We start from the raw sequence: 26,472 nt of genomic DNA on the forward strand, positions 1-26,472 counted from the left end.
CAGGAGCAGTTATCGAGCCCACTAGGTTACAAACCTCGCGCCGCGATTTAATCGTCCCTAGATTGAACAAATTTCAATCCGCAAAGATCAACACGCCCTAGTTCAAATATTGCATTCCAGCATGCCGTTACACTTTCTATATCGGTTTGATACTCCTTACGCGACACCAAGCGACCTTGCTGATTTAGGCTTAAAACGTGGTAACGTGAGCGATAATCAATATACGCCTGGATTAACTGCTGCTTTTGGGTTTTAGTGATACACCCAATCGCGGCAGCGTCTGTGAGTATTCTTACATTATCGGAAAACACCGTTAGCTGGCTAAACTGATTTGCGTTTTTGAGTACTAGGTATTGAGTTATAAATTCAATGTCGGTCATGGCGCCTACATCTTGTTTTAAATCAAATTGCTCAGAGTTTCCCTTAGCTAAGTGCGTGCGCATTTTTTCGCGCATTTTAAGCACATCCTGTTTGAGTGTATCTACATCCCGTGGGGCACATAATATCTCTTTACGAATTTGTGCAAAGCGCGCTCTTAGCTCACCTTGGCCTAATATAACGCGGGCGCGCACAAGCGCTTGGTGCTCCCAAGTCCATGCTTGGGTTTGCTGATAATGATTAAAGCTCTCTAAGTTAATAGCCAATAAACCAGAGGCGCCTTCAGGGCGCAGGCGTGTATCAAGCTCATACAATATGCCCGAGGCAGTACGGGTATTAAATAAATGCATTAAGCGCTGTGCAAGTTTTAAATAAAACTGTCGTGAGGTAATCGATTTATCGCCATTGGTACTGCTATTACCGTCGTGATTATGCACAAACACAAGGTCTAGGTCGGAGTCGTAGCCTACTTCAAAGCCGCCCGTTTTACCGTACGCAATAACGGCAAAGCCTTTGTGTTCATCATCTGTGTTTGGTGGCATGCCAAAGCGCTTAACCGTGTTATACCACGCTATATTAACGGCTTGGTCTACCACAGCCTCGGCAAGAGCCGTTAAGTGATCGCTTACTTTCATAACATCAATCACACCGGTTGCATCGGCAGCCGCAATACGTAATTGATGTGTTTGCTTAAACTGCCTAAGCGCTTCCATTTGTAGCTCTAGATCGTCGTGTTCTATACGCAAAAAATATTGTCGTATTTCATTTTTATAAGCGCTCAACGGCGTAGGTTTGTAAAGCGCAGCAGGGTCTATTAGCTCATCAAGCAAAATAGGATAACGGGAAATATGCTCCCCTATCCATTTACTATGGCAACATAATAAAACAAGCTGCTTTAGCGCACCTTGGTTTTCGTACAGTAATTCAAGGTAAGCAGTACGCGATACAATTTTATTTAAAATTTGGCATACCAAGGTAAATGTCTCACCACTGGCATTAAAGTCACTGAGCTGTTTGAGCAATAAAGGCATTAGCTTGTCGAGAATATCTCGCCCACGATTACCTATATTTACCTTACTCAAACGTTGTTTAAAATCATGAAGTGGCACTTGCCATTGCTCTTTTATATCGTTTAAAAAGCTAACATCACCATGATCCCAAGCACTTATAAATGCACCTTCGCAGGTATCAAGGGGAACAGTTTCCTCCCCTATCACCAATAAAAATTCATCGTGAATTTTGGCCATGACCTGCTCAATCTCGCTCATGGTATGGTCAAAGCTTTCAGACTCGAGTAAGTAATTTAAGCGCTCTTGATTAAGCTCATCATCGGGCAGGGTTTGTGTTTGTTGATCGTCAAACATTTGCAAGTATTGCTCTACTTTACGTAAGTGTAAGTAGTTGCGCTTTAGCTCATTCGCTTCTTGCTCATCCATCGCTTGGTTTAACGTTAACTGCTCTAAGGCGTACAGTAACGATTGTGTTTGTAAGTTAGCTTCTCGCCCACCACGCACCATTTGCAAAGCTTGTACAATAAATTCAACCTCGCGAATGCCACCAGCACCTAGTTTTATATTGTTGGTCAGGCGTTTTCGGCGAACCTCTTGGGCTATCATAAGCTTCATTTTTCTCAGCGATTCAATCACCGAAAAATCAATATATCGACGATAAACAAAGGGCTTTAAAAGCTGTATAAATTCATCCCAATATTGATTGGGTGTGCCAATTAGCCGCCCTTTTAGCATGGCGTAACGTTCCCAATCGCGCCCTTGCTCTTGGTAGTAATCTTCTATGGCGTGAAAGCTCATCACTAAAGGTCCACTTTCACCAAATGGGCGCAAGCGCATATCAACCCTAAATACTTGGCCATCACCGGTTACTTGATTAAGTGCATTAATCAGCTTTTGTGCTACTTTGGTGTAAAACACTTGGGCTTCAATACGTTTACGCCCACCTTGGGTCGGTACATTGCGCGGATAGGCAAAAATTAAATCTATATCTGATGAATAATTAAGCTCGTGGCCGCCCAATTTACCCATGCCTAAAACCATTAAAGGCAAAGAGTTACCTTGCTCATCTAATGGCTCCCCTGCTGTTTTTGCCGTTTGCGCATGGGCCCATCTATTTGCGCTATTAATTAGCATATCAGCTAATAGGCTTATGTATTTTATACTGTCACTGATTGGGTTATCGCAACACAAATCGAGATACGCTACTTTTAACCAGTATTTTTCTCGGTACTGTCTTAAAATCTTATTGCACTGGTTTTCATCTACCTGCTGCAAGTCAAGGCCGTCGAATGGCGCGGGCACGTCTCGGCTAAATTGCTCATCGGGGTTTATTAACCAGTCTTTTAATTGAGGTTGCGACTCTAAACTACGAAAAGCAAAGTCGCTCAAAGCACATAATTTTACAACTTCTTCTTGTATAGGTTGCTGCGGATACAGCTGTGCAAAGCGTGTTGAGCCAAGTTTTTGTAATTGAATAGGAAGTTGCATTTTGTTACTCATCAATCCTCTCTTTTATATATGCGCTAACCATACTAGAATAACTAAAACCAAGAAAGGTTATCTCTACTTAGGATCAGCATGTCATATTTATCATTATCTAACACTAGTTTAGTTGCGATTGCCATTAGTTTTGCGGTTATATGCATTACTATTTTTAGTCTTAGAATTGTCGCTCAAATAAAAGCAAAACAGGCACTTAAAGACGAACTAGCGCAGCATGATAATTTTGCAATGGGGATTAGTTTCGCCTCAGAAATTACCGTGGTTATTGCCACTATGGCGTTTTTATTTGATGAAATAAGTATGAGTACGGCACAACATAATCCATTAAAAGTGGTTATTTTAATTGTTCTATTATTTACATTTATAAAAGCCGGACATTTAATTCATAGAAAGTGGATATTACATAGATTTAATGAAGAAGCTGCTATATTAAAGCAAAATGTATGCGCTGCATTGGTTGATTCTGGTATGTTATTAGCCAACTGCATTATTGCACTTGGCTTGTATACCTGGACTCATGCACAAGGGTTTAGTAACTTACTTATTGCTTTTGTTAGCTTTTTTACGCTACAAGGGATGTTTGCGCTAGATAGCAAAATCCGTGAATACCGCTTCGCTAAAGCAAACCAAGGTGCGTCACTGCAAAGTAACTTTAACCTTGAAAACACCTCTATTGGCATTAGATATGCAGGAAAATCAATAGGTTTAGCCCTAGCCGTGTATGCTGGATTATCTAGTGCGGCCTTTCAAAATGGAAAAATGGTCGAAAATATATTTACACTGGTAATGCATTGCGGTGTAATGTGGGTGTTATTATATTGTTTAAGTTTTGTAATAAAAGCAATTTCATTACCCAATATTGATGCCGCTTTAGAGGTCGACCATCAGGACAATATAGGCATAGCATGCATTGAGTTTGCTGTTTTTTGTGCTATAGGCTATTTACTTATTAGCATGTTTTCACTTTAACGCCACGCTATTAAATAAGTCGCCAAGCGCCCCGTATTTAGTTAACTGGCATAACACATTTGCATAAAGCAACGGGGCCCTATGTCATTTGAAGTAACTAACTATTTGTTAATTGATATAGATAACGAATTTAGTCGTACATTTGCCGAGTATTATTTTAAGCACGCGGCACCCAATACACCCAGCACCTTAATAGTTGCAGGCAGTAACACCCGTAAGCTGGTAAAAATGATGTTTGACGAACTCATTAAAGACTATTGCTATTGCGACCTAGAAAACGAAATTAGCGTATCTGAACTAGCCACTTACCTGCACGAGCACCACGATATTCAGGGCGTGCTATTTAATAATACCGACTATCTACTTGCCGACGACAAACAACGCTTTATATATAACTCCCTGCATGAAAAACGCTACGTAGTTAGCTTTGACGACAACGGCTATACATTTAATCGTATTACTGACGAAGGCTTTAAAAATCACTTATCGTGCGATACCGATATTGCCGAAACACCTAAAGATTTAATCGCACTTGCCAAGTCACTTAAACAAAAATAAATAATTGCGTACAACGCCCTGCTTACTTACCATAGCGCTATACACCTTTACGCTATAAAATAAGTGACCCCCATGCGAGTACCTCATATTTATCAGGCATCGAGTATTGCCTTAAACACCCCGGTTTCTTTAAGCGACGATGCAGCGGGCCATATTGGCCGCGTATTGCGCATGAAAGTAGGCGAACATGTGTCTATTTTTAATGGCGAAGGCGGTGAATACTTCAGTGAAATTATTGAGGTAACTAAAAAATCAGTTGTTGTTATGCCACAACGTTTTGATGAGCATGATGTCGAGTCGCCGCTTAAAATTCATTTAGGGCAATGCGTATCACGTGGCGACAAAATGGACTTTACCATCCAAAAATCTGTTGAACTTGGCATTAGCGAAATCACGCCTATTTTTAGTCAGCGCTGTGGCGTTAAACTCAGTGGCGACCGGTTAGAAAAAAAACACCAACAATGGCAAAAAATTGCAATTTCAGCCGCCGAACAATCGGGGCGTAACTTTGTGCCAGTTGTTCACACACCGGTTGATTTAAAGCAATGGCTTGAACAACAAACAGACGCTATTAAGCTCACTTTGCACCCTCGTGCCGAGCACAGCATTAAAACAATAACCGTTCCAAGCGCCGGTGTACGCTTTTTAGTAGGCCCTGAAGGCGGCTTTACCGATGAAGAAATGCTGCAAACTAAAGATCAGCACTTTGTTGATATTCGCTTAGGGCCGCGCGTTTTACGAACAGAAACGGCCGCTTTAACGGTCTTAAGTGCATTACAATTACAATTTGGCGATTTAGCTAATTGAAATAGCTCAATGGCACCCTCATATTAAAACTATTAACACTCTAGTAGTCATTATAATTAGATTAAGGCACAGCGCATGGCGATAAAGTTAGGTATTATTTCTGATCCTATTAGTGGATTTAACATCAAAAAAGACACCGGTTTTGCAATGATGATGCAAGCGCAAAAACGTGGTTACGAAATTTACTACATGGAGATGGATGACTTATCACTTCGCCAAGGTAAATCGTATGCAACCGCAGCAAAAGCGCAGGTATTTAACAACACCGAAAAGTGGTACGAACTTGAAGAAAAAACCACAATCGCGCTTGCCGACCTAGACGTTATTTTAATGCGAAAAGATCCACCGTTCGATACGGAGTACATCTACGCAACTTATATCTTAGAGCGTGCAGAGCAAGAAGGTACGTTAATTATTAATAAACCACAAAGCCTGCGCGATGCTAACGAAAAGCTATTTACAGCGTGGTTTAGCGAGCATACGCCAGATACGCTAGTAACGCGCAGCCAAGCTCAAATACGCGCGTTTTTAGCTGAGCATAAAGACATTATTTTAAAACCACTTGATGGCATGGGCGGCGCATCTATTTTTCGTATTAAAGAAGATGATGCAAACATTGGCGTTATTTGCGAAACCTTAACTGAGCATGGTAGTCGCTTTGCCATGGTGCAAAATTACATTCCAGAGATCAAACAAGGTGATAAACGCGTATTGGTTGTTGATGGTGAAGTTATTCCGTATTGTTTAGCGCGTATTCCACAAAATGGTGAAACCCGCGGTAACTTAGCTGCGGGCGGCCGTGGTGAAGCCCGCCCACTTAGTGAGTCAGACCTTAAAATAGCTCAAGCAGTTGCCCCTACGCTTAAAGAAAAAGGGTTAGTGTTTGTAGGGTTAGATATTATTGGCGACAAGCTCACCGAAATTAACGTAACAGCACCAACCTGCGTACGTGAAATTGAAGCCGCTTACGATATATCTATTACCGGTATTTTGTTTGACGCAATTGAGCGTAAGCTCGCTAAATAAACACCATTTAAAAGTCCATTAATTTAAGTATTTCATACAATTAATGGACTTTTTATACGCTACGTATATATCTATGCCATACTCAAAGTTCAATAAGTATTCATAAACTAAAAGGGTGAAATCTATGCAATCATTAGAAAATCATTTTTTAATCGCTATGCCGTCGATGCAAGACCCTTTTTTTAAACGTGCCGTTACCTATATTTGTGAGCACAATGAAGATGGGGCTATGGGATTGGTGATCAACCAGCCTATTGATGTGACCGTTGGTGAGCTTTTAGATAAAATAGAAATAGACAACGACAAAACCCAACAAGCCGCGCAAGTCTCTGTGTTTGCAGGTGGTCCGGTTAAAACCGACCGAGGTTTTGTACTTCATTCACCTCAGCCAGGCTACTCTGCAAGCCAAAAGCTTAGCAGTGATATAATGATCACCACATCAAAAGACGTACTTGCCAACCTGACCACCGCCCACGCACCTGAGCAATTTATTATTACGCTTGGTTATTCGGGCTGGGAGCAAGGACAACTTGAGAAAGAGCTTTTAGATAACAGTTGGTTGATCATTAAGGCCGATCCGAAGATCATTTTTGATACACCGGTAGAAAAACGCTGGGAAAAAGCAGTTTCGATGCTGGGCTTTGATGTTAGCCAACTTTGCAGCGAAGCTGGACACGCTTAAAGAACGATAATGACGAAAAAAAACCTTAAGCCGCAAGGCCAGCGCACCGTAATGGGCTTTGACTTTGGCACCAAAAGCATTGGTATTGCCATAGGACAAGAACTAACAGGCAGTGCGTCTAGCCTAAAAGCGGTAAAAGCCCAAGATGGTATTCCTAATTGGGATCATATTGCGATTCAAGTTAAAGAGTGGCAACCCGACTTAATGGTCGTCGGGTTACCCCTTAATATGGATGGTACTTCGCAAGAGGTAACCTTTAAAGCTAAAAAGTTTGCTAATCGCTTGCACAATCATTACGGCATACCGGTGCAAACACAAGATGAGCGACTCACAACCGCCGATGCAAAAGCGCGTTTATTTGAGCACGGTGGCTATAAAAATTTAGGGAAAGGAAATGTCGATAATATGTCGGCAGTGATAATTTTAGAGAGTTTTTTTGAAGCCAGTTATGGTGAATAAATAATGCCAACTCCTTTAATTACGTAGTCTATTTTAAAGGTCGAAAAACACCGCAGTGGTATAAAACGTTATAAGTAATTTTATCCATAAAAAAAGCGCCCGGTGGCGCTTTTTTTATGGATAAAATACAATGTTAATTGCTGTTTTTATCATCTAGTCCATCTATGGTTACACCTTGTAAAAATCCTGCACCTTGTTGCTCGTTATTGCGCAGCTTAATCATTAAGCGTAAATCGTTTGGCGAATCAGCATGATGTAGAGCATCGGCGTAATTAATACGCTGCTGTTTGTATAGCTCAAATAAGGCTTGGTCAAAGGTTTGCATACCCATTTCTTTAGACTTAGACATGGCCTCTTTTATGCCACCAATATCCCCATTTTTAATTAGCTCTGCCACCATGGGGGAGTTTAATAATATTTCGATCGCGGCTACACGCCCTTCCCCATCAGAAGTGGGAATAAGTTGCTGGGCAACAATGGCGCGTAAATTTAGCGCTAAGTCGTACTTAAGCTTGTCGTGTTTTTCTTTAGGGACTAAGTGCATAATACGGTCAATGGCTTGGTTCGCATTATTAGCATGCAATGTAGCCACACATAAGTGGCCCGTTTCGGCAAAGCTCAGTGCGTATTCCATGGTTTCTTGCGAGCGTATTTCACCAATTAAAATAACATTGGGTGCTTGGCGTAAAGAGCTTTTAAGTGCCGACTCAAAGCTGTCGGTATCAAGCCCTACTTCGCGCTGAGTAATAATACTTTTACGGTGCTCGTGTACAAACTCAATCGGATCTTCAATGGTGAGTATATGGCCACGCTGATGACGATTTCTGTAGCCAATTAAGGCAGCCAGTGAAGTTGATTTACCCGTGCCAGTACCACCAACAAACAGCACTAACCCGCGTTTTGACATAATCACATCGGTAAGTGTAGAGGGCAGCCCTAAATCACTTATATCAGGTATTTGCGTTACAATGCGGCGAATAACCATACCCGCTCTATCGCGCTGCCAAAAAGCCGATATACGAAAACGCCCTTCGTCTGTGGCTATCGCAAAGTTACACTCTTTAGTGGTATGAAATTCGTTTTTTTGTTTATCGCTCATCGCTGATTCTACAAGCGCAAGCGATTGCTCATCACTTAACTTATCGTCGCTAAGAGCGATAAGCTCACCATTAATTTTTGCACTGACTGGTAATTGGCTAGAGACAAATAAATCCGAGCCTTTTTTATCAATCATTATGTGTAAAAAGTGATTTAAAGATAAATTCATAATATGTCCTTAGCCACCAAACTGGGTTTTATCTTGAGCTTTTTCTTTTGCGGCTGCGGTTGTCACAATACCGTGATTAACTAAATTATTTAAACATTGATCCATGGTTTGCATGCCGTGTGATGCACCCGTTTGAATAGACGAATACATTTGTGCAATTTTATCTTCACGAATTAAGTTACGAATCGCCGGTACACCAATCATAATTTCGTGCGCGGCCACGCGTCCACCGCCAATTTTTTTAAGTAGTGTTTGCGAAATAACGGCGCGCAGTGACTCAGAAAGCATTGAGCGCACCATATCTTTTTCTTCACCTGGGAATACATCAATAATACGGTCAATCGTTTTTGGTGCCGAGGTGGTATGTAGCGTACCAAACACTAAGTGGCCGGTTTCAGCGGCGGTCATCGCAAGGCGAATAGTCTCTAAGTCACGTAGCTCACCAACAAGTATTACATCCGGGTCTTCACGCAGCGCGCTGCGCAGTGCATTAGAGAAGCTATGCGTATCTCGGTGTACTTCACGTTGGTTAATAAGACTGAGTTTATTATCGTGTACAAATTCGATAGGATCTTCAATGGTGAGGATATGGTGATGTTTTGTTTGATTTATATAATCGACCATAGCCGCAAGCGTTGTTGATTTACCCGAACCAGTTGGGCCGGTAACCAATACTAAACCACGCGGGTTATCTGATATTGTTTTAAAAATATCTGGCGCACCTAAATCCTCAAGCGTCAGTACATCGCTAGGGATGGTACGAAACACCGCTGCAGGGCCGCGGTTTGAGTTAAATGCGTTAACACGAAATCGAGCAAGGTTAGGCACTTCAAACGAAAAATCCACTTCTAGATTTTGTTCGTAGTCCTTGCGCTGATTATCGTTCATAATGTCGTAAACAAGGCTGTTTACATCTTTGTCTGCAAGTGCAGGTATATTAATGCGGCGAACATCACCATCTACGCGTATCATAGGTGAAACACCTGACGATAAGTGTAAATCAGATGCTTTGTGTTGCACACTAAACGCTAATAATTCGGTAATATCCATTTATGACTCCACAACTAACTGATAAATATATGGTTACAATAGCAGAACGACTCACATCCGCCTACGCTAGAATTGCCAACGCGGCTAAAAATGCTAAACGTAGTAGCGACGCTATTACGCTGCTAGCAGTATCAAAAACAAAACCAAGCGACGATATTATTGCTGCCTACGAGCATGGCCAGCGCCAATTTGGTGAGTCTTATGTTCAAGAGGCTGTAGATAAAATAGCTCAACTACACACATTTAGCGACATCATTTGGCATTTCATTGGCCCTATTCAATCAAATAAAAGCGCCCTTGTTGCTGCACATTTTGATTGGGTACAAAGCGTAGATAGAATAAAAATAGCTAAGCGTTTAAACAGTCAACGTCCAGAAAACCTAGCCCCTTTAAATGTGCTTATTCAAGTAAATATAAGCGCCGAGAAGGCAAAGTCGGGCTGTAGCGTAGAGCAAATACCCGAACTAGCTGAGTTTATTGACCAATGTGAGCAACTCACTTTGCGTGGTTTAATGGCTATTCCGGCTAAAAGCGACGATCTGAGTGAGCAAAGTCAATCTTTTGAGCAATTACAAACTTGCTTTGATAAACTAAAGGCCCAATATCCTCATATAGATACGTTGTCGATGGGGATGAGCAATGATGTTGAAGCCGCCATTAGCGCAGGTTCAACCATGGTGAGGATCGGCACAGATATTTTTGGAACTCGAACTTAAAAGGTGATAACAGACATATGTCAGATAAAACAATCGCATTTATAGGCACAGGTAACATGAGCTACGCCATTATTGGTGGCATGGTAAAAAACGGTTTTAATGCAAACAACATCATTGCTACAAACCGCAACCAAGAAAAGCTTGCCAAGGTAGCAGACGATTTCAAGGTGAAAACCACCAGCGACAATAACGAAGCCTTACGCGATGCTGATGTCATTGTATTGTCTGTTAAACCACAAATGATGGGCGATTTATGTAAATCGTTTCAAGAATCGGGTATCGACTTTAGTGATAAACTGTTTATTTCGGTAGCGGCTGGCTTAACCGTTAAGCGTTTACGCGAAATGCTTGGCCAAAACGTTAAAATGGTACGTTGTATGCCAAACACGCCATCGCTATTAGGGCGTGGTGTATCGGGTTTATTTGGCGCAGATGAAACAGCCGAAGAGCACGACTTTGTACAACAAGTATTTGAGTGCACAGGTATTGTTGTTTGGGTAGAGCAAGAGTCGCAAATTAACGATGTCATTGCTGTGACAGGCTCATCACCCGCTTACTTTTTCTTATTTATGGAAGCCATTGAAGAAAAAGCGAAAGCACTTGGCTTTAACGATGAAGATGCGCGCCGCTTAGTACAGCAAACTGCGTTAGGTGCAGCCGAAATGGCATTGAGCCAACCAGAGATAAGCATTTCGCAATTACGCGCTAATGTAACTTCTAAAGGCGGCACCACCCATGCTGCGGTTGAGCATTTAAAAGGCGAAGGCCTAGTGCAAACAGTTAGCGATGCAATGGATGCGTGTATTGCGCGTGCAATGCAAATGGAAAAAGAACTTTAAAATTACTTTTTATTGAAGGTTACACTATGAATGCCATGCAATTTTTGATCAGTACCCTGTTTGATTTGTTTTTAATGGTGGTACTACTGCGTTTTTGGCTACAGTGGGCAAAAGCCGACTTTTACAACCCAATGAGCCAATTTGTGGTTAAAGCAACCTCGTTTGCAGTTAACCCGTTACGTAAAATTATACCTGGACTAGGTGGGCTTGATTTAGCCTCTCTATTGCTGGCATTTATTGTAGCCGTTGCCAAAATTAGTACTTTAATGCTGGTGATATACGGCGCATGGGCTGCGCAACCTGTGTTTATACAAGCACTTATTACCGTACTTAAAGAAGGCTTAAACCTTGTATTTTGGGTATTGATTATTCGCGCTATTTTAAGCTGGGTAAGTCAAGGTTATAACCCAATAGAAGCGGTTTTCCATCAGCTTACTGAGCCAATGCTCAAGCCACTTCGTAAAATTATTCCACCAATGGGTGGCTTAGATTTATCGGTGCTTGTACTAATTATTGGTATTCAGTTTTTACAAATGCTGCTAATGGACTTTTTAGCCTAAATTTTTTGTTATAAGCAAAAGAGGCCCTTTGGCCTCTTTTTTATATAGGACATCATAATGAACCGTTTAATTAAGTTTTGCTTTGTTAGTTTTTTAGCCTTTGCTTTTAATGCCCACAGTGAAGACATGCAAGGCGCACAGTACAAAGAGCTGGGCCCTTGGCAAGTGCATTACATTGCTTTTCCATCTACCTTTATTCAGCCGCAAATAGCTAAAACATATGGCCTTGAGCGTAGTGGTTATAAAGGCATTGTTAATATTTCAGTACTGAAAAACAATAGCGATAAAACCGCGCAAACCGCTCAGCTCAGCGGCACCGCAAAAAACCTACTCGGCAATAAGCAAGCCCTTACTTTTAAAGAAGTAAAAGAAGGTGAATCAATTTATTACCTTGCGCAAGTAGACTACACCAACGAAGAGATTTTACGTTTTGAGATAAACATCCAGCAAGGTAGTCAGTCTCAAAAACTCACGTTTCAGCAAAAATTTTACGTAGATTAAAAACATGACCAAAACATTAGTGCTTGCCACAGGCAACCCTGGCAAAGTTAACGAGCTGGCCAATATGCTTAGCCCGCTTAATATAAATGTGCTTCCGCAAAGCGATTTTAACGTAGGCGAAGTGGCCGAAACCGGCACCACCTTTGTAGAGAACGCGATAATTAAAGCCCGCCATGCTGCTAAAATTACCGGTATGCCAGCCATTGCAGATGACTCAGGCTTAGAGGTAGATGGCTTAAATGGTGCGCCGGGTGTTTACTCAGCTCGTTTTGCCGGTGAAAGCGCCAGCGATCAAGACAACATAGATAAACTACTTAACGAATTAGCCGATAACCCAAATCGTAAAGCCCGCTTTTGGTGTGTACTGGTATTAATGCGCCACGCCGATGACCCTACCCCACTTATTTGCAGCGCAAGCTGGGAAGGCGAAATTACACAAACCCAAAATGGCGAAGGCGGCTTTGGTTATGACCCAGTATTTTTTGTAGCAGAGCAAAACTGTACCAGTGCCGAGCTCACCAAAGAGCAAAAAAATGCGGTGAGTCATCGCGGCCAAGCACTTAAAAAGTTATTACTAGAGCTACAAAGCAAAGGCGGCCTGTGAACCTTCCACCACTGAGCTTATATGTGCACGTACCTTGGTGCGTGCAAAAATGCCCCTATTGCGATTTTAATAGCCATGGGCAAAAAGGCGACATTCCTGAAGCTGAATATGTTCAGCATTTAATTGACGACTTAAAAGCCGATTTGCACTTGGTGCAAGGGCGTAAAATTCACAGTATTTTTATTGGCGGCGGTACACCAAGCTTATTAACTGGCGATGCATACACCCGCTTATTAAGCGAAGTCGATAACCTAATTGGCCTAAGCGACAACTGCGAAATAACCCTTGAGGCAAATCCTGGTACCGTAGAAACCGGGCGCTTTAAAGAGTACGTCAAAGCGGGTATTAACCGTATTTCTATTGGCGTGCAAAGCATGCAAAACGACAAGTTAAAAGCACTTGGCCGTATTCATGGTGCCGATGAAGCGCACTACGCTGCAGAGCAAGCTAAGCAAGCCGGGTTAAATAGCTTTAACCTTGATTTAATGCATGGCTTACCGGGGCAAAGCCTTGACGATGCGCTGAGCGATTTAAAAAAAATAATTGCTTTAAACCCGCCACATATTTCCTGGTATCAGCTCACTATTGAGCCTAATACACAATTTGCATCCAAGCCGCCAACTTTGCCACAAGATGAAACCCTATGGGATATTCAAGAGCAAGGTCAAGCACTACTTGCTCAAGCCGGTTACATACAATACGAAATATCGGGCTATGCAAAGCCAGGCTTTCAATGCCAACATAACTTGAATTATTGGCGTTTTGGCGATTATCTCGGTATTGGCTGTGGCGCTCATGGTAAGGTGACTGATGCAAAAACCGGCATTATTACCCGTACTGAAAAAATTAAGCATCCGCGCGGTTATATGGATATGCTTAAGCCGTACTTGTATAAAAGCTGGCAAGTAGAGCAAGACGATTTAGCCTTTGAATTTTTTATGAATCGCTTTCGCTTAGTCGAGCCTTGCCCTATTGATGATTACAGTGCGTTGACTAATCAGCCATTGCAAAGCCAACAAGCGGCGTTAACTAAAGCAATAAATGCAGGTTTGTTAATACAAGAAAACGGCCATTGGCAAGTTAGCCTCAAAGGGCATCGTTTTTTAAATGACCTGCTAGAATTGTTCGTGTAGTGGTTTTAACCACGCGCGATAAACATAAAATACAAGCAAATAAATATAATACACCCTAATGGGTTTCTAACAACAAAGGGAAAACAATGCGTAAACTTACCTTTATTGCAGCAGCCGTGAGCGTTGCTATTTTAGCCGGCTGCCAGCAGGCACCACAACAAACAACCCCGGCGCCTGCAGTGCAAGCGCAACCTGTGCAAAGCGAAATCGACAAAGCGAATGCGTTTTTTGAAGATACCTTTAACCGCGATGTAATGAACAGCCCGGTTTATCAAACTTACATGGGTATTAAAAAAGATTACGATAAATGGGATGACGGCAGCGAAGAGCAAAAACTAAAAGACCTTGCGCAAGCAAAAGAAGACTTAGTTACTTTAAATGCTATCAACCGCGACCTGCTTGATGATGCCACTAAAGTAAGTTACGACTTAAAAAAACAAGACCTAGAAAGCTCGATTGCTGATTTTAAATGGCGTTACCATAACTACCCAGTTAACCAAATGTTTGGTACTCACTCTATGGTGCCTGCGTTTTTAATAAACCAACATTCAATTAGTAATGTTAAAGAAGCTAAAGATTATATTGCGCGTTTAAACGGTGTACCTACTGTATTTGATCAGCTAATTACTGATTTAGAAACCCGTGCTGATAAAGGCATTATTGCGCCTAAATTTGTGTTCCCACATGTTATAGATTCGAGCAAAAACATCATTCATGGTGCACCGTTTGAAAAAGGTGAAGACTCAACCCTATTAGCCGACTTTAAACGTAAAGTAAGCGCTCTTGAAATTAGCCAAGATGAAAAAGATGCCTTAATTAGCGAGGCAACTGATGCATTAAAATCAGCCGTTAAGCCTTCTTACTCTAAGTTAATTAATTACTTAGCACAGCTAGAAAAACGTGCAGATAACCGCGATGGCGCATGGAAACTGCCTGACGGCGAAGCGTTTTACAATAACGCACTTAAGCGCACCACAACAACTGACTTAACCGCTAAAGAAATTCATGCCATTGGCCTTGCTGAAGTAAAACGTATTCATGATGAAATGCGTGAAATTAAAGACAAAGTAGGCTTTAAAGGTGATTTAAAAGCGTTTATGCAGTTTATGAAAACGGATAAACAATTTTATTATGCCAATGACGAGCAAGGTAAACAGCGTTATTTAGATGAAGCCACTGGCCTAATCAACACCATGAAAACTCGCCTAGATGAGTTATTTATTGTTAAGCCAAAGGCTGATCTTAAAGTTAAAGCCGTTGAAGCATTCCGCGAAAAAGCAGCAGGTAAAGCATTTTACCAACAACCTGCGCCAGATGGCTCACGCCCTGGTATTTACTACGCAAACCTTTACGACATGGAAGCAATGCCAACGTACCAAATGGAAGCATTAGCGTACCATGAAGGTATTCCGGGTCACCACATGCAAATTGCTATCTCACAAGAGCTTGAAGGTGTGCCTAAGTTTCGTAAGTTTGGTGGCTACACCGCTTACATTGAAGGTTGGGGCTTATACTCAGAGTACATTCCTAAAGAAATGGGCCTTTACGCAGACCCATACTCAGACTTTGGTCGCCTTTCGATGGAATTATGGCGTGCGTGTCGCTTAGTCGTTGATACCGGTATTCACGCAATGAAATGGACTCGCCAAGAAGGTATTGATTACTACGTAAATAATACGCCTAATGCCACATCTGACGGTGTTAAAATGGTTGAGCGTCATATTGTAATGCCATCGCAAGCAACAGCTTACAAAGTAGGTATGCTTAAGATTTTAGAACTGCGTGAAGATGCTAAAAAGCAACTAGGCGATAAGTTCGATATTCGTCAGTTCCACGACGTTATACTTAAAAATGGCCCTGTACCACTTAACGTACTAGAGAACTTTGTAAACGAGTGGGTAGCAAGTAAAAAAGCTTAATACTTGGTTATAAATAGAAAAAGGTCGCTGATGCGGCCTTTTTTGTTTTATAGTAATAAAAACGCTCAGAGGTAGGGTTAAGAATGGATTTAAGCATACAATTACTTAATGCGCGCATTGCTAAGCATCAGCTAGACGAGCTCGATAACGACTTTAAACAGTTAAGCCCTGCTCAGCAAACATTACAGCTAAATCACCTTTACGAAAGTGCTTTGCGGATGAGTATTAAATACGACTTTATGCAAAATGTAGCCACACGTATTTTAACAACCAACACCCCACCAGCACCTTTTATCAACCAATTAACAACAACTGATGCATTAACGTTTTTTACACCTGCATTAAAAGAAAATAACGGCTTTTTAGCACAAGACAGCCAAGGAAATAATGTACTGCACAATGTATTTAAACACGCCAATGCTCAAAAGCTGGCGTTTAACTATGTGCGCTCATTAATGCTATTTGAATCTAACGATAATTTAGTAAAAGCCCTTGCACAAACAAATGCTCGTGGCCTTACCCCTGTTGCCTGTTATATCGCCTATGCTGATAAACCTAGCACACCAATAAAGCATGAATTTTCAGCATTATTAGCGCTTATGGAAATAGAGCAAAAACAAAATCCAACCGCTAAACAGCAACTGGCAAATATATTAAAAGGCGCTGATATAAACGAAACCAGCATTTTACTTAGCGCTGCTTACCTACAGCGCTCAACCGCGCAAATTGCCCACTTAGTTAGAGCAATTTAGTCACTTAAGTAATATTCAACACTGGTGACCACCCTCACCTTTTTGATATGTGGCGTATTTGAATCGCGATTGCTAATGCTAAATTGCCCTTGGCGAGCGGATTTTATTTTACCCAGCGTTGAGTTCGAATCTTTAGCAAATTTGTTGGCAACTTCACGGGCTTTTTCTGTAGCCTCTTGCACCATGGCTGGTTTTATATCGTTAAGGCCGGTAAATAAATACTCAACTTTGGTTTCGTAACTATTTTGCACAATGGCAATGCCCTGTTTAGCTAATTGACTCACTTTACTCAGTGCATTTTGTACTTTGTCGGGCGCGTTCGAATACACAATAATATTAGCGCGTACCAAGTAACGAAACTTTTGATTATCGTTAGCGTATTCACGGGCTTGCTTATCAATTATCGACTGGCTACCCGTACTTATTTCGTCATCATCAAAGCCATGTAGCTTTAAAAATGCAATAACAGCATCGTTTTTTTGCTCAACCCGACTAACCAGTTTTTCTAAGTCGTTGTCTGCATCACTGTATTGTAGCGGCCAAATTACCGTATCGGCACTAACTTCACGCTCTGCTAACCCTTTAACCTGCACACTACGCTCCATGCTTTTTACATCTACTGCGGCACTTTTAATAATAAAGCCTAATAAAATTAAGCCTATACTTAGGCAAATTGCGGCTATAACGGTGTAAAAACCGGGTGTTTTATTCACAAAAAACTCCTTGATTGATATCAATAATAAGTATCTATGCGCTCGAAATAACACAGCAAACAGGGTACATTGAGACTATAAATAACGCAAAATATAATCAGCCAAGGATATGCCATGAGCTTAAAGCGCATCAGCCAGTTTTTTAATCCGGCCTCGGTAGCCGTTATTGGCGCCTCGAATACCCCCACACGCGCGGGGTTTGTGGTTATGCGCAATTTATTGCAAGGTGGGTTTAAAGGGCCAATTATGCCCGTAACCCCTACCCATAGTGCGGTACACGGTGTGCTTGCCTACCCTGATATTGCCGCGCTGCCCAAAGTGCCCGACTTAGCCGTTATTTGTACAAATAAAAATACCTTACTGAGCATTATCGAGCAGCTAGGTGAACTTGGCTGTAAAAGTGCAATTGTGATTGCTGATGGGCTCTCATTGAGCCAAAAAACAGCCTTAAAGCGCGCTGCAAATGCCCATCACGTTACTTTGCTTGGGCCTAACTGTTTAGGGCTGCTCATTCCGCATATTGGCCTTAATGCCAGCTTTTCTCACACAGTTGCAGCAGCAGGGAAACTGGCATTTATATCGCAATCCGCAGCGGTGTGTTCCACTATTTTAGATTGGGCTAAAAATAAAGAGATTGGCTTTTCATATTTTGTTTCGGTCGGTGATTGCCTAGATATCGATTTTGATGAGCTGCTCGATTTTTTAGGCCGCGATGCTAAAACCAAAGCGATTTTGCTCTACATAGATAATATTGAGGATATTCGCGGGTTTATATCGGCAGCACGGGCAGCGGCCTTTAGTAAGCCGGTTATTGCCATTAAAACGGGCAAGACCGGAGCAGGCGCACTGGCTGCTGAAATTCATACTGGTGGCAAGCAAAGTTCAGATGCAGTGTACGATGCGCTTTTTCAACGAGCCGGTATGTTGCGTGTTAGTGATCTGCGCGAACTTTTTGCAGCCACGCAAACACTTGCCATCCACCCAAAATTACTAAAAGTTGAGCAGTTAACCATTTTAACCAACGGCGGCGGCCCGGGGGTTATGGCGGTCGATGAGCTTATTTTAAATTCGGGTAAACTTACCCAGCTTAGCGAGCAAACGCGATCCGCACTCAATCAAGTTATTCCGCAATCGGATACTACATCTAACCCTGTCGATATTTTTGGCGACTCTGCTCCGGCGCGTTACAAGCAAGCATTAGAAATTTTACTTCGCGCCGAAGAAGTTAAAAACTTACTTATTATTCATACCCCTTCGGCACTGGCACCAAGTGAAGACTACGCCGATATGATAGTGCAAACCTTACAAAAAATACCAAAGATGGCGCGCCCTTATGTAATGACCAACTTTATGGGTGAAGATGCGGCTTATGCTGCGAGGCGTGTTTGCTCTAACCACACTATTCCAACCTATCGTACGCCTGAGGGTGCGGTTGGCGCATTTATGCATTTAGTTAGCTATCGTCGTAACCAAAAACATTTAACGCAAACACCCGAATCAAATACCGATGATGCAAAAATAAATAAATCAGCGGCCACTACGCTCATTAACGAATTTTTAGAAGAAGAGCAAAGCTACTTACCCACTCATCAAGCAAGCCAAATTCTTAGTCATTATGGTGTTGAGTGTATTCAAACAGAAGTAGCCTACACGCCCACAGAGGCGCGTGAGCAAGCAATTGAACTAGGCTTTCCGGTAGCGTTAAAGTTGATTAGCCCAAGTATTGCCTCAAAATCAGAAGTAGGGGGCGTGGTTCTTAATTTAAACGATGCAAACGAGGTTGAGCAAACCGCCTTTGCCATGCTGATACGAATTAAAAACACCTATCCAGATGCTGTTATTGAAGGGTTTTCATTGCAAAAAATGGCGCCGCGCGCCGGCGCTAATGAACTGCGAATCGCCATTAAAACTGAGCCTAATTTTGGCCCTGTTATATTACTTGGTGAAGCGGGTAATGGGTTAGAGTATGCCCAAGCAGCCGTCGCTTTGCCGCCGCTTAATATGAACTTAGCTAAATACCTCATTGCAGCCGCAAACGATAAAGGCGTATTAAAAGATCGCATTTTGCCAGAAAAAGTCGATAAATATCGCTTATGCGCCCTGCTCACACGTATATCTCAACTTGTTGTCGATCAGCCCGATATAAGTGCCATGGAACTTAATCCTATTTTAGCCAGCAATGGGCAATTTTTAGTGCTTGATGCCACTATTAGTGTTAATCGCTATCAGGCACGCAGCGATCGTAAACGTTTGTGTATCCGCCCTTACCCTATTGATCTTGTAGAAGAAGTAACCCTTAAAAATAATACGCGAGCTACATTAAGGCCTATTCGTCCGGAGGATGAAAAAGCCCACCAAGAGTTTGATCAATCACTAAATAAAGAAGATCGTTACAAACGCTTTTTTGGTGAGCTGCCCCAGTTTAACCACGACCAGCTCGCAAAAATGACGCAAATAGATTACGACCGAGAAATGGCCTTTATTGTTTGTCAGCGCTTTGAAGGTAAAAGCCGCACCCTAGGTGTAGCACGCGTTATTATGGACCCTGATAATTTACATGCTGAGTTTGCAACCGTGGTTCGCTCTGACTACCAAGGTTTAGGTCTTGGCAGGCTGCTTATGAGCGCTGCAATAAATCATTGTAAGCGCCAAGGCGTAGAAGTAATTGAAGGCATAACACTGCCTGAGAACACCGGCATGATTGAGCTTGCCCGTAAGTTAGGTTTTACAATTAGCCGTGATTTTGAAGAAGGCAGTATTAATATGCTGTTAAAGCTAAACACATGAGCAGCACAGCAAGACAAACGTTAGCGCAGGTATTTGAAGGGACTGGCGATTACCGCAAAGCGGGGCATATACTCGACACCGCGCTAATTGCTTTAATTATGCTTAACGTTATTGCCATTGTGTTGGAATCAGTACCGAGTATAAACAAAGTGTATTACCCGCAGTTTTTACTTTTAGAGGTTATTTCGGTTGCTATTTTTAGCCTTGAATACCTTGCAAGGCTTTGGGCCTGTGTCGATAAAAGCAAATACGTAGCTATAAAAGGTTCAAACGCAAAACGCCGGCTGCATTATTTTTTATCACCTTTGGCTCTCATCGATTTAATAGCCATTTTACCCAGCTTGTTAATGTTTGTGTTTCCTCTGGATTTGCGTTTTTTACGTGTATTAAGGCTGTTAAGAGTATTTAAACTTACTCGTTATTCACGTGCGATGCAGTTGTTATTACAAGCATTTAAAGACGAAGCGAGCTCGTTACTGGCCGCGTTTTTTATTATGTCGGTACTGCTAATACTTGCCTCCTGCGGTATTTATTTATTGGAGCACGATATTCAGCCAGATAAATTTGGCTCTATTCCTGCGGCTATGTGGTGGGCTATGGCGACCCTCACTACGGTTGGGTATGGTGATGTTGTACCGCTAACGCCACTTGGTAAACTATTTGGTGGCGTAGTCACTTTGGTGAGCATGGGAATGGTGGCAATTCCTACAGGCTTGCTTGCCTCAAGTTTTTCGGAGCAAATACGTAAACGCCGGCAATTTTTTGAAGATGCCGTACATGAGCAAATTCACCAAGGCAGTTTAGATGACTCACAGCGTTTGCACTTAGAGGAGCTGCGCTACAAACTAGGTTTAAGTAAGCTTGAGGCCAATAAAGCAATTAAAACGCAGCTTAATCAACGCAACAGCCATTTATTTTGCCGCCACTGTGGTAAACGCCAATAAGCTTATTTTTACTGGTTAAATATGTTGCCCCAATCTTGTTTTATCAGTGCGGGAACAGCTTCTTTAGGTACTGGCTTACTAAATAAATAGCCCTGAAAATGCTTACACCCTAACTGCTTTAAAAACTGCAGCTGTTGTTTGTTTTCAATGCCCTCAGCCACACACTCTTTACCTAAGCTATGAGCTAAGGTCAGCGTTGATTGAATAATGGCTTCATCATCCGAGTCCACGCCAATATCTTGCACAAAACTTCTATCTATTTTTAGTACATCGATAGGAAAACGCTTTAAATACGTTAATGAGGCATAGCCTGTTCCAAAGTCATCCATGTAGAGCTTACAGCCAAGCTTTTTCAGCATTTCCATACTGTGCAGCGCATGTTTAGAGTCGCGCATTAAAATAGACTCGGTAATTTCAAACACTATGGCTTCTGAGGGCACATTAGCGTGGCTCAGCGCTTTATGAATGTCGGTTACAAGCTCTTCGTATTCAAAATCAAGTGCTGAGAGGTTTATCGACAAGTACAGCTGAGGTGAAATCTCACGCCATTGTTTGAGGGCTTGCAACGCACGGGCAAAGGTTTGCAGCATAATTTTTGTTATTAACCCTATGCTCTCAGCCGCTAAAGAAAACTCTTGCGTGGGCACTAAAGTGTTTTCTGGCCAGCGTAACAACACTTCAAAACCTTCGGTTTTTTGAGTGTGCGCATTCACTATAGGCTGGTAGTAATTGCAAAACTCTTGCTCTTGATACGCTTTAGTTAGCAAAGACTCTAAATGCAGGGCTTTTTGTACATGCTGATTCATCTCCTGCTTGTAAAACTTATAACTGCTTTCGAGCGACTCTTTTGCATGGTACAAAGCTATACTGGCAGCTTTTAACAGCGCAGCATGATCTGCGGCGTCATCAGGCGCTATTGCTACACCAATACTTAAATTAACGTTTACCACCTGGCCATTAAATTCCATATTTTGGCTTACAGAATCTATTAATTTAGAGCAAATAAGCAATACTTCTTCAATTTGCTGCACATCTTCCACCAGCACCACAAATTCATCGCCACCAAAGCGCGCAACACTTGCAGAAGGACGCAAGGAGCGCTTAATACGCTTAGCCACTTGCTTTATTAGCTCATCAGCCGCTTCACGTCCAAATGAGTCGTTAAAGTATTTAAACCGCTTAATGTTTATGTGCAGCATAGCTACTTTACATTGATGATTTTGCGCTTGCTCAATCGCATGCTCAACCCTGTCGTTAAACAGCATACGGTTAGGCAAACCGGTTAATGAGTCATAGTTGGCTAAAATATGAAGCTCATTTTCAGCCAATTTTTGCGCATGAATGTCGGTTAAAATAATAACGTAGCTGCTTAAACGGTGTTCAGTGTCGGCCACTGCACTTATTTTTACTAACACATGGCGCTGCTCACCACAGGCTAGGGTGACTAAGTCTTCACAGGAAAAATGCTCACCCACATTCAGCTTTTGCATTATCCGTAAGTAGTCAAAACGATTACTTCGCGATATGCCTAAATTAAGGGCACGGCTAGAGCGTGGCTCACTAGGAAAGTTAAAGGCCGTTTGCAACGACTTGTTAGAGGCGCGAACCGTAAAGTTTTTATCAAGAATAAATACCCAATCGCGGGTTTGCTCAAACGCAGCGGTAAATAAACGGGCATGCTCTTCAAACACCATTTCGCGGGTCATATTGGTGTAAGTACCCGCTACTTTTTTAGGAAGTTGCCCGCTCCATTCCACCACTTTGCCAAAGTCTTTATACCAACGCCAATAGCCTTTAGCGTGGCGTAACCGATAAGTGCAATTAAAGTAGCCTTTATCGGTTGATAAAAATTCTAACCATTCTAATCTGAAAAGCGCTTTATCTTGCGGATGAATTTTAGCTAGGTAGTCATCTAGGCTCACGCTTTCTTGATCATACCCCAGTTCATTACTTAAGCGCGGCTGGTAAATACTACTCGATGTAGACTGCCAATCCCACATGCCCGACTCGCTGCCCTCTAAGGCTAGTTTCAATCGCGCTTCACTTTCTTTACTTTCCTTATTAGCGGCCAGTAATATGCGCTGAATTTTGTTGCGGCGCATTACCCAAAAAGCAATAAATGCGATAAACAAAACGCCATAAAGCACCATAAAATATGGCGCTCGCCACAGGGGATACTTAACACGAATTTTTAGCACTGCAGGCGGCGTGTACTCGCCGGTTAATGGATCTTTAGCCCATACTTTGAGCTGGTAATTACCTGGATTTAATTTAGGAAATAACACCCGATTATTATTACGGGTGTAGGTTTTTTGGCCGTTATCGAGCTGGTACTCATAAATTATGCGCTCTTGATAGCTAAACGCCATCGCCGAAAACGCCACCTCTAAACCGATATCATCATGGTTTAGGACTATTTCATTTAATGGCTGTTTTAAATCGATAGATAAGTCGCGCGACATTAAATCAACTCGCGTTATATTTACATGATCAATTAAAGAGTGGTAATTTTGATTTTCCATCGGATGAAAATATGTAATGCCCTTTAAGCTGCCATAGGCAATGCGCCCATCGCTTAAATGCGCCATGGCACTGCTGTTAAATTCAGCAGAAAGCAGCCCCTCAGATGTAGTAAACTGCTGAAAATGAAGTGTTTCTGGGTTTAGTCGCCATATGCCTTTATGGCTACTCATCCAAATCATGCCATTATCATCAAGCACCATGTCATAAAGTAAGGTACCTAACTTATTTTTTTCTAAGTCAATCGTGTGTACCAATTTGTAACTGGCTGCATCAAGCCCAATCAGGCCAAAATTAGATAGCGAAATCCATAAAATATTGTTGTTATCGACCACGTAAGAAAGCACATTAATAGCCACGTTATCGTGCTGTTTTGGCACTTTATAAATGGTGTTTAATGCTAATGTGGTTGGGTTTAACTGATATAAAATACCCGCATTAAAAAACAGGGGCATATCAGGCTTGGTTGCCAGCGCTGGCGAAAAACCATGCGCCAAAAACGGCTCTATTTTGCTAAAGGCCCCTTCTAATCGGGTGATCTGCTGAGTATCAATATTATATACAAACATACCGTGATCTGAGTGCACATAGTACAAATCACCGTTAGGCATTAAGGTTACGCCGTGTACCCAGCCTTCTATGTAGGCTCTATTGTTGGGGTTTGTTATTGTTGGCTCGTTAATTTGATGCGTTATGGGGTCAAACTCAAACAGCCCACGGTTTGTATGTAACCAAAGCTTTTGCTTATAAGGAATAATTTCATACACGCTAAATTCGGTAGTCAGTAAGTCTACTTTGTGGTTTTTTAAGTAAACTTGGCTGGTGTTAGTGGCTAAATCAATTTCGGTTAAGCCATTATGCGTTGCCAGCCATAGGCTGTTGCCATACTCCGTAATGCCCCAAACCGAAGGATGAGAAAGGCCATCGCCACCCAGTTTACTACCATCTATATTGCTAAAGTGATAGGTATTATTAGACAGATAAAATGCACCATCGGTTTTAGTAGCGAGCCAATACCCTCCCGATTTATCTTTTACCATGTCTATCATACTGGTATCAGATAGGCTGTATTTACTTTGCGTAATCCGTGTGTTTTTTACCAACTCTTTGGTATTTAAATCAAATTTAAAGAGCCCTTTATTAGTCGCCAGATCTAGCTTTTCGCCTTCGTTGATGATGCGCCATACATTTAAATCGGCAATAACGGCTTGGTTTTTAAATGCTATGTCGGGGCGTTCAAACATGCCTGGCAAGTCGCTAATATCAACTTGATACAAGCCTTTAACGGTGCCTACTAACAACTGATTATTTTTAATGACCGAAAACGATTTAACGTTGTTTTGATAAATATGCTCAGCTTTGCTTTTTAAATGCTGCAACGGCCTAATTTGCTCAGAGGCGATATCAAATACAAACGCCCCATGGCTTGTGCCTATAAAAATATACCCATTGTAATGAAAAAGCTCTCTGACTAAGGTGTTTTCGTATTCTTTAGGCAGCTCAAATAGGCTGGTTATTTTACCTGTTTCAATATCTAATTTAGCAAAGTCGCGACCACGCCCAATCCATAAGGTTTTGTCATCAACCGCTGCCATACTAAATACCGACTGGCTTAAAATTTGTTTTTCGCTGGTAGGTTGAGAAATAAATTGCTGGTAGGTGTCGGTACTTGGGTCGTATTTAAATAAGCCGGCAAGTAACGAGGCTATCCAAATATTGCCTGCGGGGTCTTGGTAAATACAATCAATTATGGCTTCTTCAAGCTCGCCATTAGGGCCATTAATTGAAACAACTTGGTAACCATCATAGCGGTTTAACCCCCCTTCGGTAGAGAGCCATAGGTAACCGTTATCATCAAGCAGCATAGTGTTCACATAGCTTTGCGACAGGCCTTCACTGGGGGATAAACGTTTAACCTGTGCGCCAACATGGCAACTAAATATAGCGATTAAAGCTATACAGCAACTAATGATCCAATGAACGCCTTTACTCATGGCTTGATCCGTTGTTTTTGTTATAGGTATTCGAGTGCGACTATATTTCGATGCGTATAAATATCAAAAAGTGCTTTTAAACCAGGAGTATATGTTAATACTTGGTTAAAACCAAGACTCGTATATAAAGCTGTAATATTTTTATAAGCAAAGGTGTAAAGCGGCATGCTTTGCTGTTTTATAGCGGCGCATACAAGTTGCTTTGCCAGCCCTTTTGCACGGTGCTGCGGGGCAACAAATACGGTCGATAAAAATAAAAAATCGTGTTTATTTTGTATTCGACACGCCGCAACTATCTGCATTTCACTGTAAACAACCCAAACCTGATCTTGCTTATTAGCACGTCCTCTTACGCTATACAGTGCATAAAACTTATTAACTAATGGAATCTTAAGTGTGTCTAACTTTTGTACTGTGTACATATATTAGCTTAGCATTAACGCCAAATACTGCTCAAACTGTTGCTTTAAAAACGTTTGCTCTGCCACTGGGCGGCTATGAATCGTGTTATAAACTTGCTCACGTGTTTTTTTATTACGTTTAATTTGATAAGCCCAAAATGAGGCTTCGTAATCTAATTGAATCTGGTATTTTTGCTCTCGGGGTAAAGCACATAAATTAAAACTCACAACCACTCCTAAGTACGGTTAGTTATCCGCATTTATTATACGTATATTTGAACCCATTTACTGTTTAAAAAGCAACAAACATGGGCAAAAACCAGACTATTTTGGTATTATTCGCTGCGATCATTTGCCCTCTCCTTATTTTAAACGGAAGT

At 41.8% G+C, this 26,472-nt stretch carries 23 protein-coding genes; 16 read left to right on the plus strand and 7 right to left on the minus strand.

What is annotated here, in order from left to right:
* Nucleotides 1-47 precede the first annotated feature (47 nt).
* On the minus strand, nt 48-2,888 hold the full coding sequence (glnE, locus tag AN390_RS12685) for a bifunctional [glutamate--ammonia ligase]-adenylyl-L-tyrosine phosphorylase/[glutamate--ammonia-ligase] adenylyltransferase (protein WP_055254880.1): 2,841 nt from the start codon (nt 2,886-2,888) through the stop codon (nt 48-50).
* Nucleotides 2,889-2,966: 78 nt separating this feature from the next.
* Here glnE and AN390_RS12690 point away from each other — a divergent pair, with 78 nt between their 5' ends.
* The 6 genes from AN390_RS12690 (at nt 2,967) to ruvX (ending at nt 7,392) form a co-directional block, all read left to right on the plus strand.
* Nucleotides 2,967-3,860: a hypothetical protein gene (locus AN390_RS12690; protein WP_024031545.1), complete on the plus strand. Its 894-nt coding sequence runs from the start codon at nt 2,967-2,969 to the stop codon at nt 3,858-3,860.
* An 81-nt stretch (nt 3,861-3,941) separates the two neighbouring features.
* Entirely contained in the window at nt 3,942-4,418 is a 477-nt protein-coding gene (locus tag AN390_RS12695; RefSeq protein ID WP_004586846.1) for a hypothetical protein, read from the plus strand.
* A gap of 72 nt (nt 4,419-4,490) precedes the next feature.
* Nucleotides 4,491-5,225 carry a 16S rRNA (uracil(1498)-N(3))-methyltransferase gene (gene rsmE, locus AN390_RS12700; protein ID WP_055254882.1) on the plus strand — a complete coding sequence of 245 codons (735 nt, stop codon included), beginning with the start codon at nt 4,491-4,493 and terminating at the stop codon, nt 5,223-5,225.
* Nucleotides 5,226-5,300: 75 nt separating this feature from the next.
* Nucleotides 5,301-6,251, plus strand: coding sequence for a glutathione synthase (gene gshB, locus AN390_RS12705; protein ID WP_029772385.1), 951 nt, complete (start codon nt 5,301-5,303; stop codon nt 6,249-6,251).
* Nucleotides 6,252-6,375: 124 nt separating this feature from the next.
* A complete protein-coding gene (locus AN390_RS12710) occupies nt 6,376-6,933 on the plus strand; it encodes a YqgE/AlgH family protein (RefSeq protein ID WP_004586843.1) in 558 nt (185 codons plus the stop codon).
* Between the two features lie 9 nt (nt 6,934-6,942).
* Nucleotides 6,943-7,392, plus strand: a complete 450-nt coding sequence (ruvX, locus tag AN390_RS12715; protein WP_055254884.1) for a Holliday junction resolvase RuvX — start codon at nt 6,943-6,945, stop codon at nt 7,390-7,392.
* A gap of 133 nt (nt 7,393-7,525) precedes the next feature.
* On the opposite strand, the gene AN390_RS12720 is transcribed toward ruvX, so the two are convergent.
* Both AN390_RS12720 and AN390_RS12725 read right to left on the minus strand, forming a co-directional pair.
* Entirely contained in the window at nt 7,526-8,659 is a 1,134-nt protein-coding gene (locus AN390_RS12720) for a PilT/PilU family type 4a pilus ATPase (RefSeq protein WP_055254886.1), read from the minus strand.
* A 9-nt stretch (nt 8,660-8,668) separates the two neighbouring features.
* The gene (locus AN390_RS12725) at nt 8,669-9,709 is read right to left on the minus strand and encodes a type IV pilus twitching motility protein PilT (protein WP_004586840.1); all 1,041 of its coding nucleotides are present in this window, start codon (nt 9,707-9,709) and stop codon (nt 8,669-8,671) included.
* Between the two features lie 2 nt (nt 9,710-9,711).
* Here AN390_RS12725 and AN390_RS12730 point away from each other — a divergent pair, with 2 nt between their 5' ends.
* The 8 genes from AN390_RS12730 to AN390_RS12765 all read left to right on the plus strand — a co-directional run bounded on the left by AN390_RS12730 (nt 9,712) and on the right by AN390_RS12765 (nt 16,733).
* Nucleotides 9,712-10,425 (plus strand): YggS family pyridoxal phosphate-dependent enzyme, encoded by a 714-nt coding sequence (locus tag AN390_RS12730; protein WP_055254888.1) that lies wholly within the window; start codon nt 9,712-9,714, stop codon nt 10,423-10,425.
* Nucleotides 10,426-10,442: 17 nt separating this feature from the next.
* On the plus strand, nt 10,443-11,264 hold the full coding sequence (proC, locus tag AN390_RS12735) for a pyrroline-5-carboxylate reductase (RefSeq protein ID WP_004586838.1): 822 nt from the start codon (nt 10,443-10,445) through the stop codon (nt 11,262-11,264).
* A gap of 26 nt (nt 11,265-11,290) precedes the next feature.
* Nucleotides 11,291-11,824 carry a YggT family protein gene (locus tag AN390_RS12740; RefSeq protein ID WP_004586837.1) on the plus strand — a complete coding sequence of 178 codons (534 nt, stop codon included), beginning with the start codon at nt 11,291-11,293 and terminating at the stop codon, nt 11,822-11,824.
* A 57-nt stretch (nt 11,825-11,881) separates the two neighbouring features.
* Complete coding sequence (locus AN390_RS12745; RefSeq protein WP_055254890.1) at nt 11,882-12,325, plus strand: DUF4426 domain-containing protein; 444 nt, start codon at nt 11,882-11,884, stop codon at nt 12,323-12,325.
* Nucleotides 12,326-12,329: 4 nt separating this feature from the next.
* The gene (locus AN390_RS12750) at nt 12,330-12,929 is read left to right on the plus strand and encodes an XTP/dITP diphosphatase (protein WP_055254892.1); all 600 of its coding nucleotides are present in this window, start codon (nt 12,330-12,332) and stop codon (nt 12,927-12,929) included.
* Complete coding sequence (gene hemW, locus AN390_RS12755; RefSeq protein ID WP_055254894.1) at nt 12,926-14,062, plus strand: radical SAM family heme chaperone HemW; 1,137 nt, start codon at nt 12,926-12,928, stop codon at nt 14,060-14,062. The genes AN390_RS12750 and hemW overlap by 4 nt, the downstream gene beginning before the upstream one ends.
* Before the next feature lie 86 nt (nt 14,063-14,148).
* A complete protein-coding gene (locus AN390_RS12760) occupies nt 14,149-15,981 on the plus strand; it encodes a DUF885 family protein (protein WP_055254896.1) in 1,833 nt (610 codons plus the stop codon).
* 83 nt (nt 15,982-16,064) lie between these two features.
* A complete protein-coding gene (locus tag AN390_RS12765) occupies nt 16,065-16,733 on the plus strand; it encodes a hypothetical protein (protein ID WP_004586832.1) in 669 nt (222 codons plus the stop codon).
* Here AN390_RS12765 and AN390_RS12770 read toward each other — a convergent pair.
* Nucleotides 16,730-17,446, minus strand: a complete 717-nt coding sequence (locus AN390_RS12770; protein ID WP_004586831.1) for an SIMPL domain-containing protein — start codon at nt 17,444-17,446, stop codon at nt 16,730-16,732. The genes AN390_RS12765 and AN390_RS12770 overlap by 4 nt on opposite strands.
* 114 nt (nt 17,447-17,560) lie before the next feature.
* Between AN390_RS12770 and AN390_RS12775 the strand changes: the two genes are divergently transcribed.
* Together AN390_RS12775 and AN390_RS12780 are read left to right on the plus strand one after the other, a co-directional pair.
* Nucleotides 17,561-20,233 carry a bifunctional acetate--CoA ligase family protein/GNAT family N-acetyltransferase gene (locus tag AN390_RS12775; RefSeq protein ID WP_055254898.1) on the plus strand — a complete coding sequence of 891 codons (2,673 nt, stop codon included), beginning with the start codon at nt 17,561-17,563 and terminating at the stop codon, nt 20,231-20,233.
* Nucleotides 20,230-21,177, plus strand: coding sequence for an ion transporter (locus tag AN390_RS12780; protein ID WP_055254900.1), 948 nt, complete (start codon nt 20,230-20,232; stop codon nt 21,175-21,177). The genes AN390_RS12775 and AN390_RS12780 overlap by 4 nt, the downstream gene beginning before the upstream one ends.
* An 8-nt stretch (nt 21,178-21,185) precedes the next feature.
* Here the strand turns inward: AN390_RS12780 and AN390_RS12785 are convergent, their stop codons facing one another.
* Genes AN390_RS12785 through AN390_RS12795 form a run of 3 tightly spaced genes read right to left on the minus strand, consistent with a single transcriptional unit; the run spans nt 21,186 to nt 26,320 of the window.
* Nucleotides 21,186-25,691: an EAL domain-containing protein gene (locus AN390_RS12785; RefSeq protein WP_055254902.1), complete on the minus strand. Its 4,506-nt coding sequence runs from the start codon at nt 25,689-25,691 to the stop codon at nt 21,186-21,188.
* A 20-nt stretch (nt 25,692-25,711) separates the two neighbouring features.
* Nucleotides 25,712-26,113 (minus strand): GNAT family N-acetyltransferase, encoded by a 402-nt coding sequence (locus tag AN390_RS12790; RefSeq protein ID WP_004586827.1) that lies wholly within the window; start codon nt 26,111-26,113, stop codon nt 25,712-25,714.
* Between the two features lie 3 nt (nt 26,114-26,116).
* The gene (locus tag AN390_RS12795; RefSeq protein WP_004586826.1) at nt 26,117-26,320 is read right to left on the minus strand and encodes a DUF3283 family protein; all 204 of its coding nucleotides are present in this window, start codon (nt 26,318-26,320) and stop codon (nt 26,117-26,119) included.
* Between the last annotated feature and the right edge of the window lie 152 nt (nt 26,321-26,472).

It is taken from the genome of Pseudoalteromonas sp. P1-11, from assembly GCF_001399995.1.
In the GTDB taxonomy this organism is placed as follows: domain Bacteria; phylum Pseudomonadota; class Gammaproteobacteria; order Enterobacterales; family Alteromonadaceae; genus Pseudoalteromonas; species Pseudoalteromonas atlantica.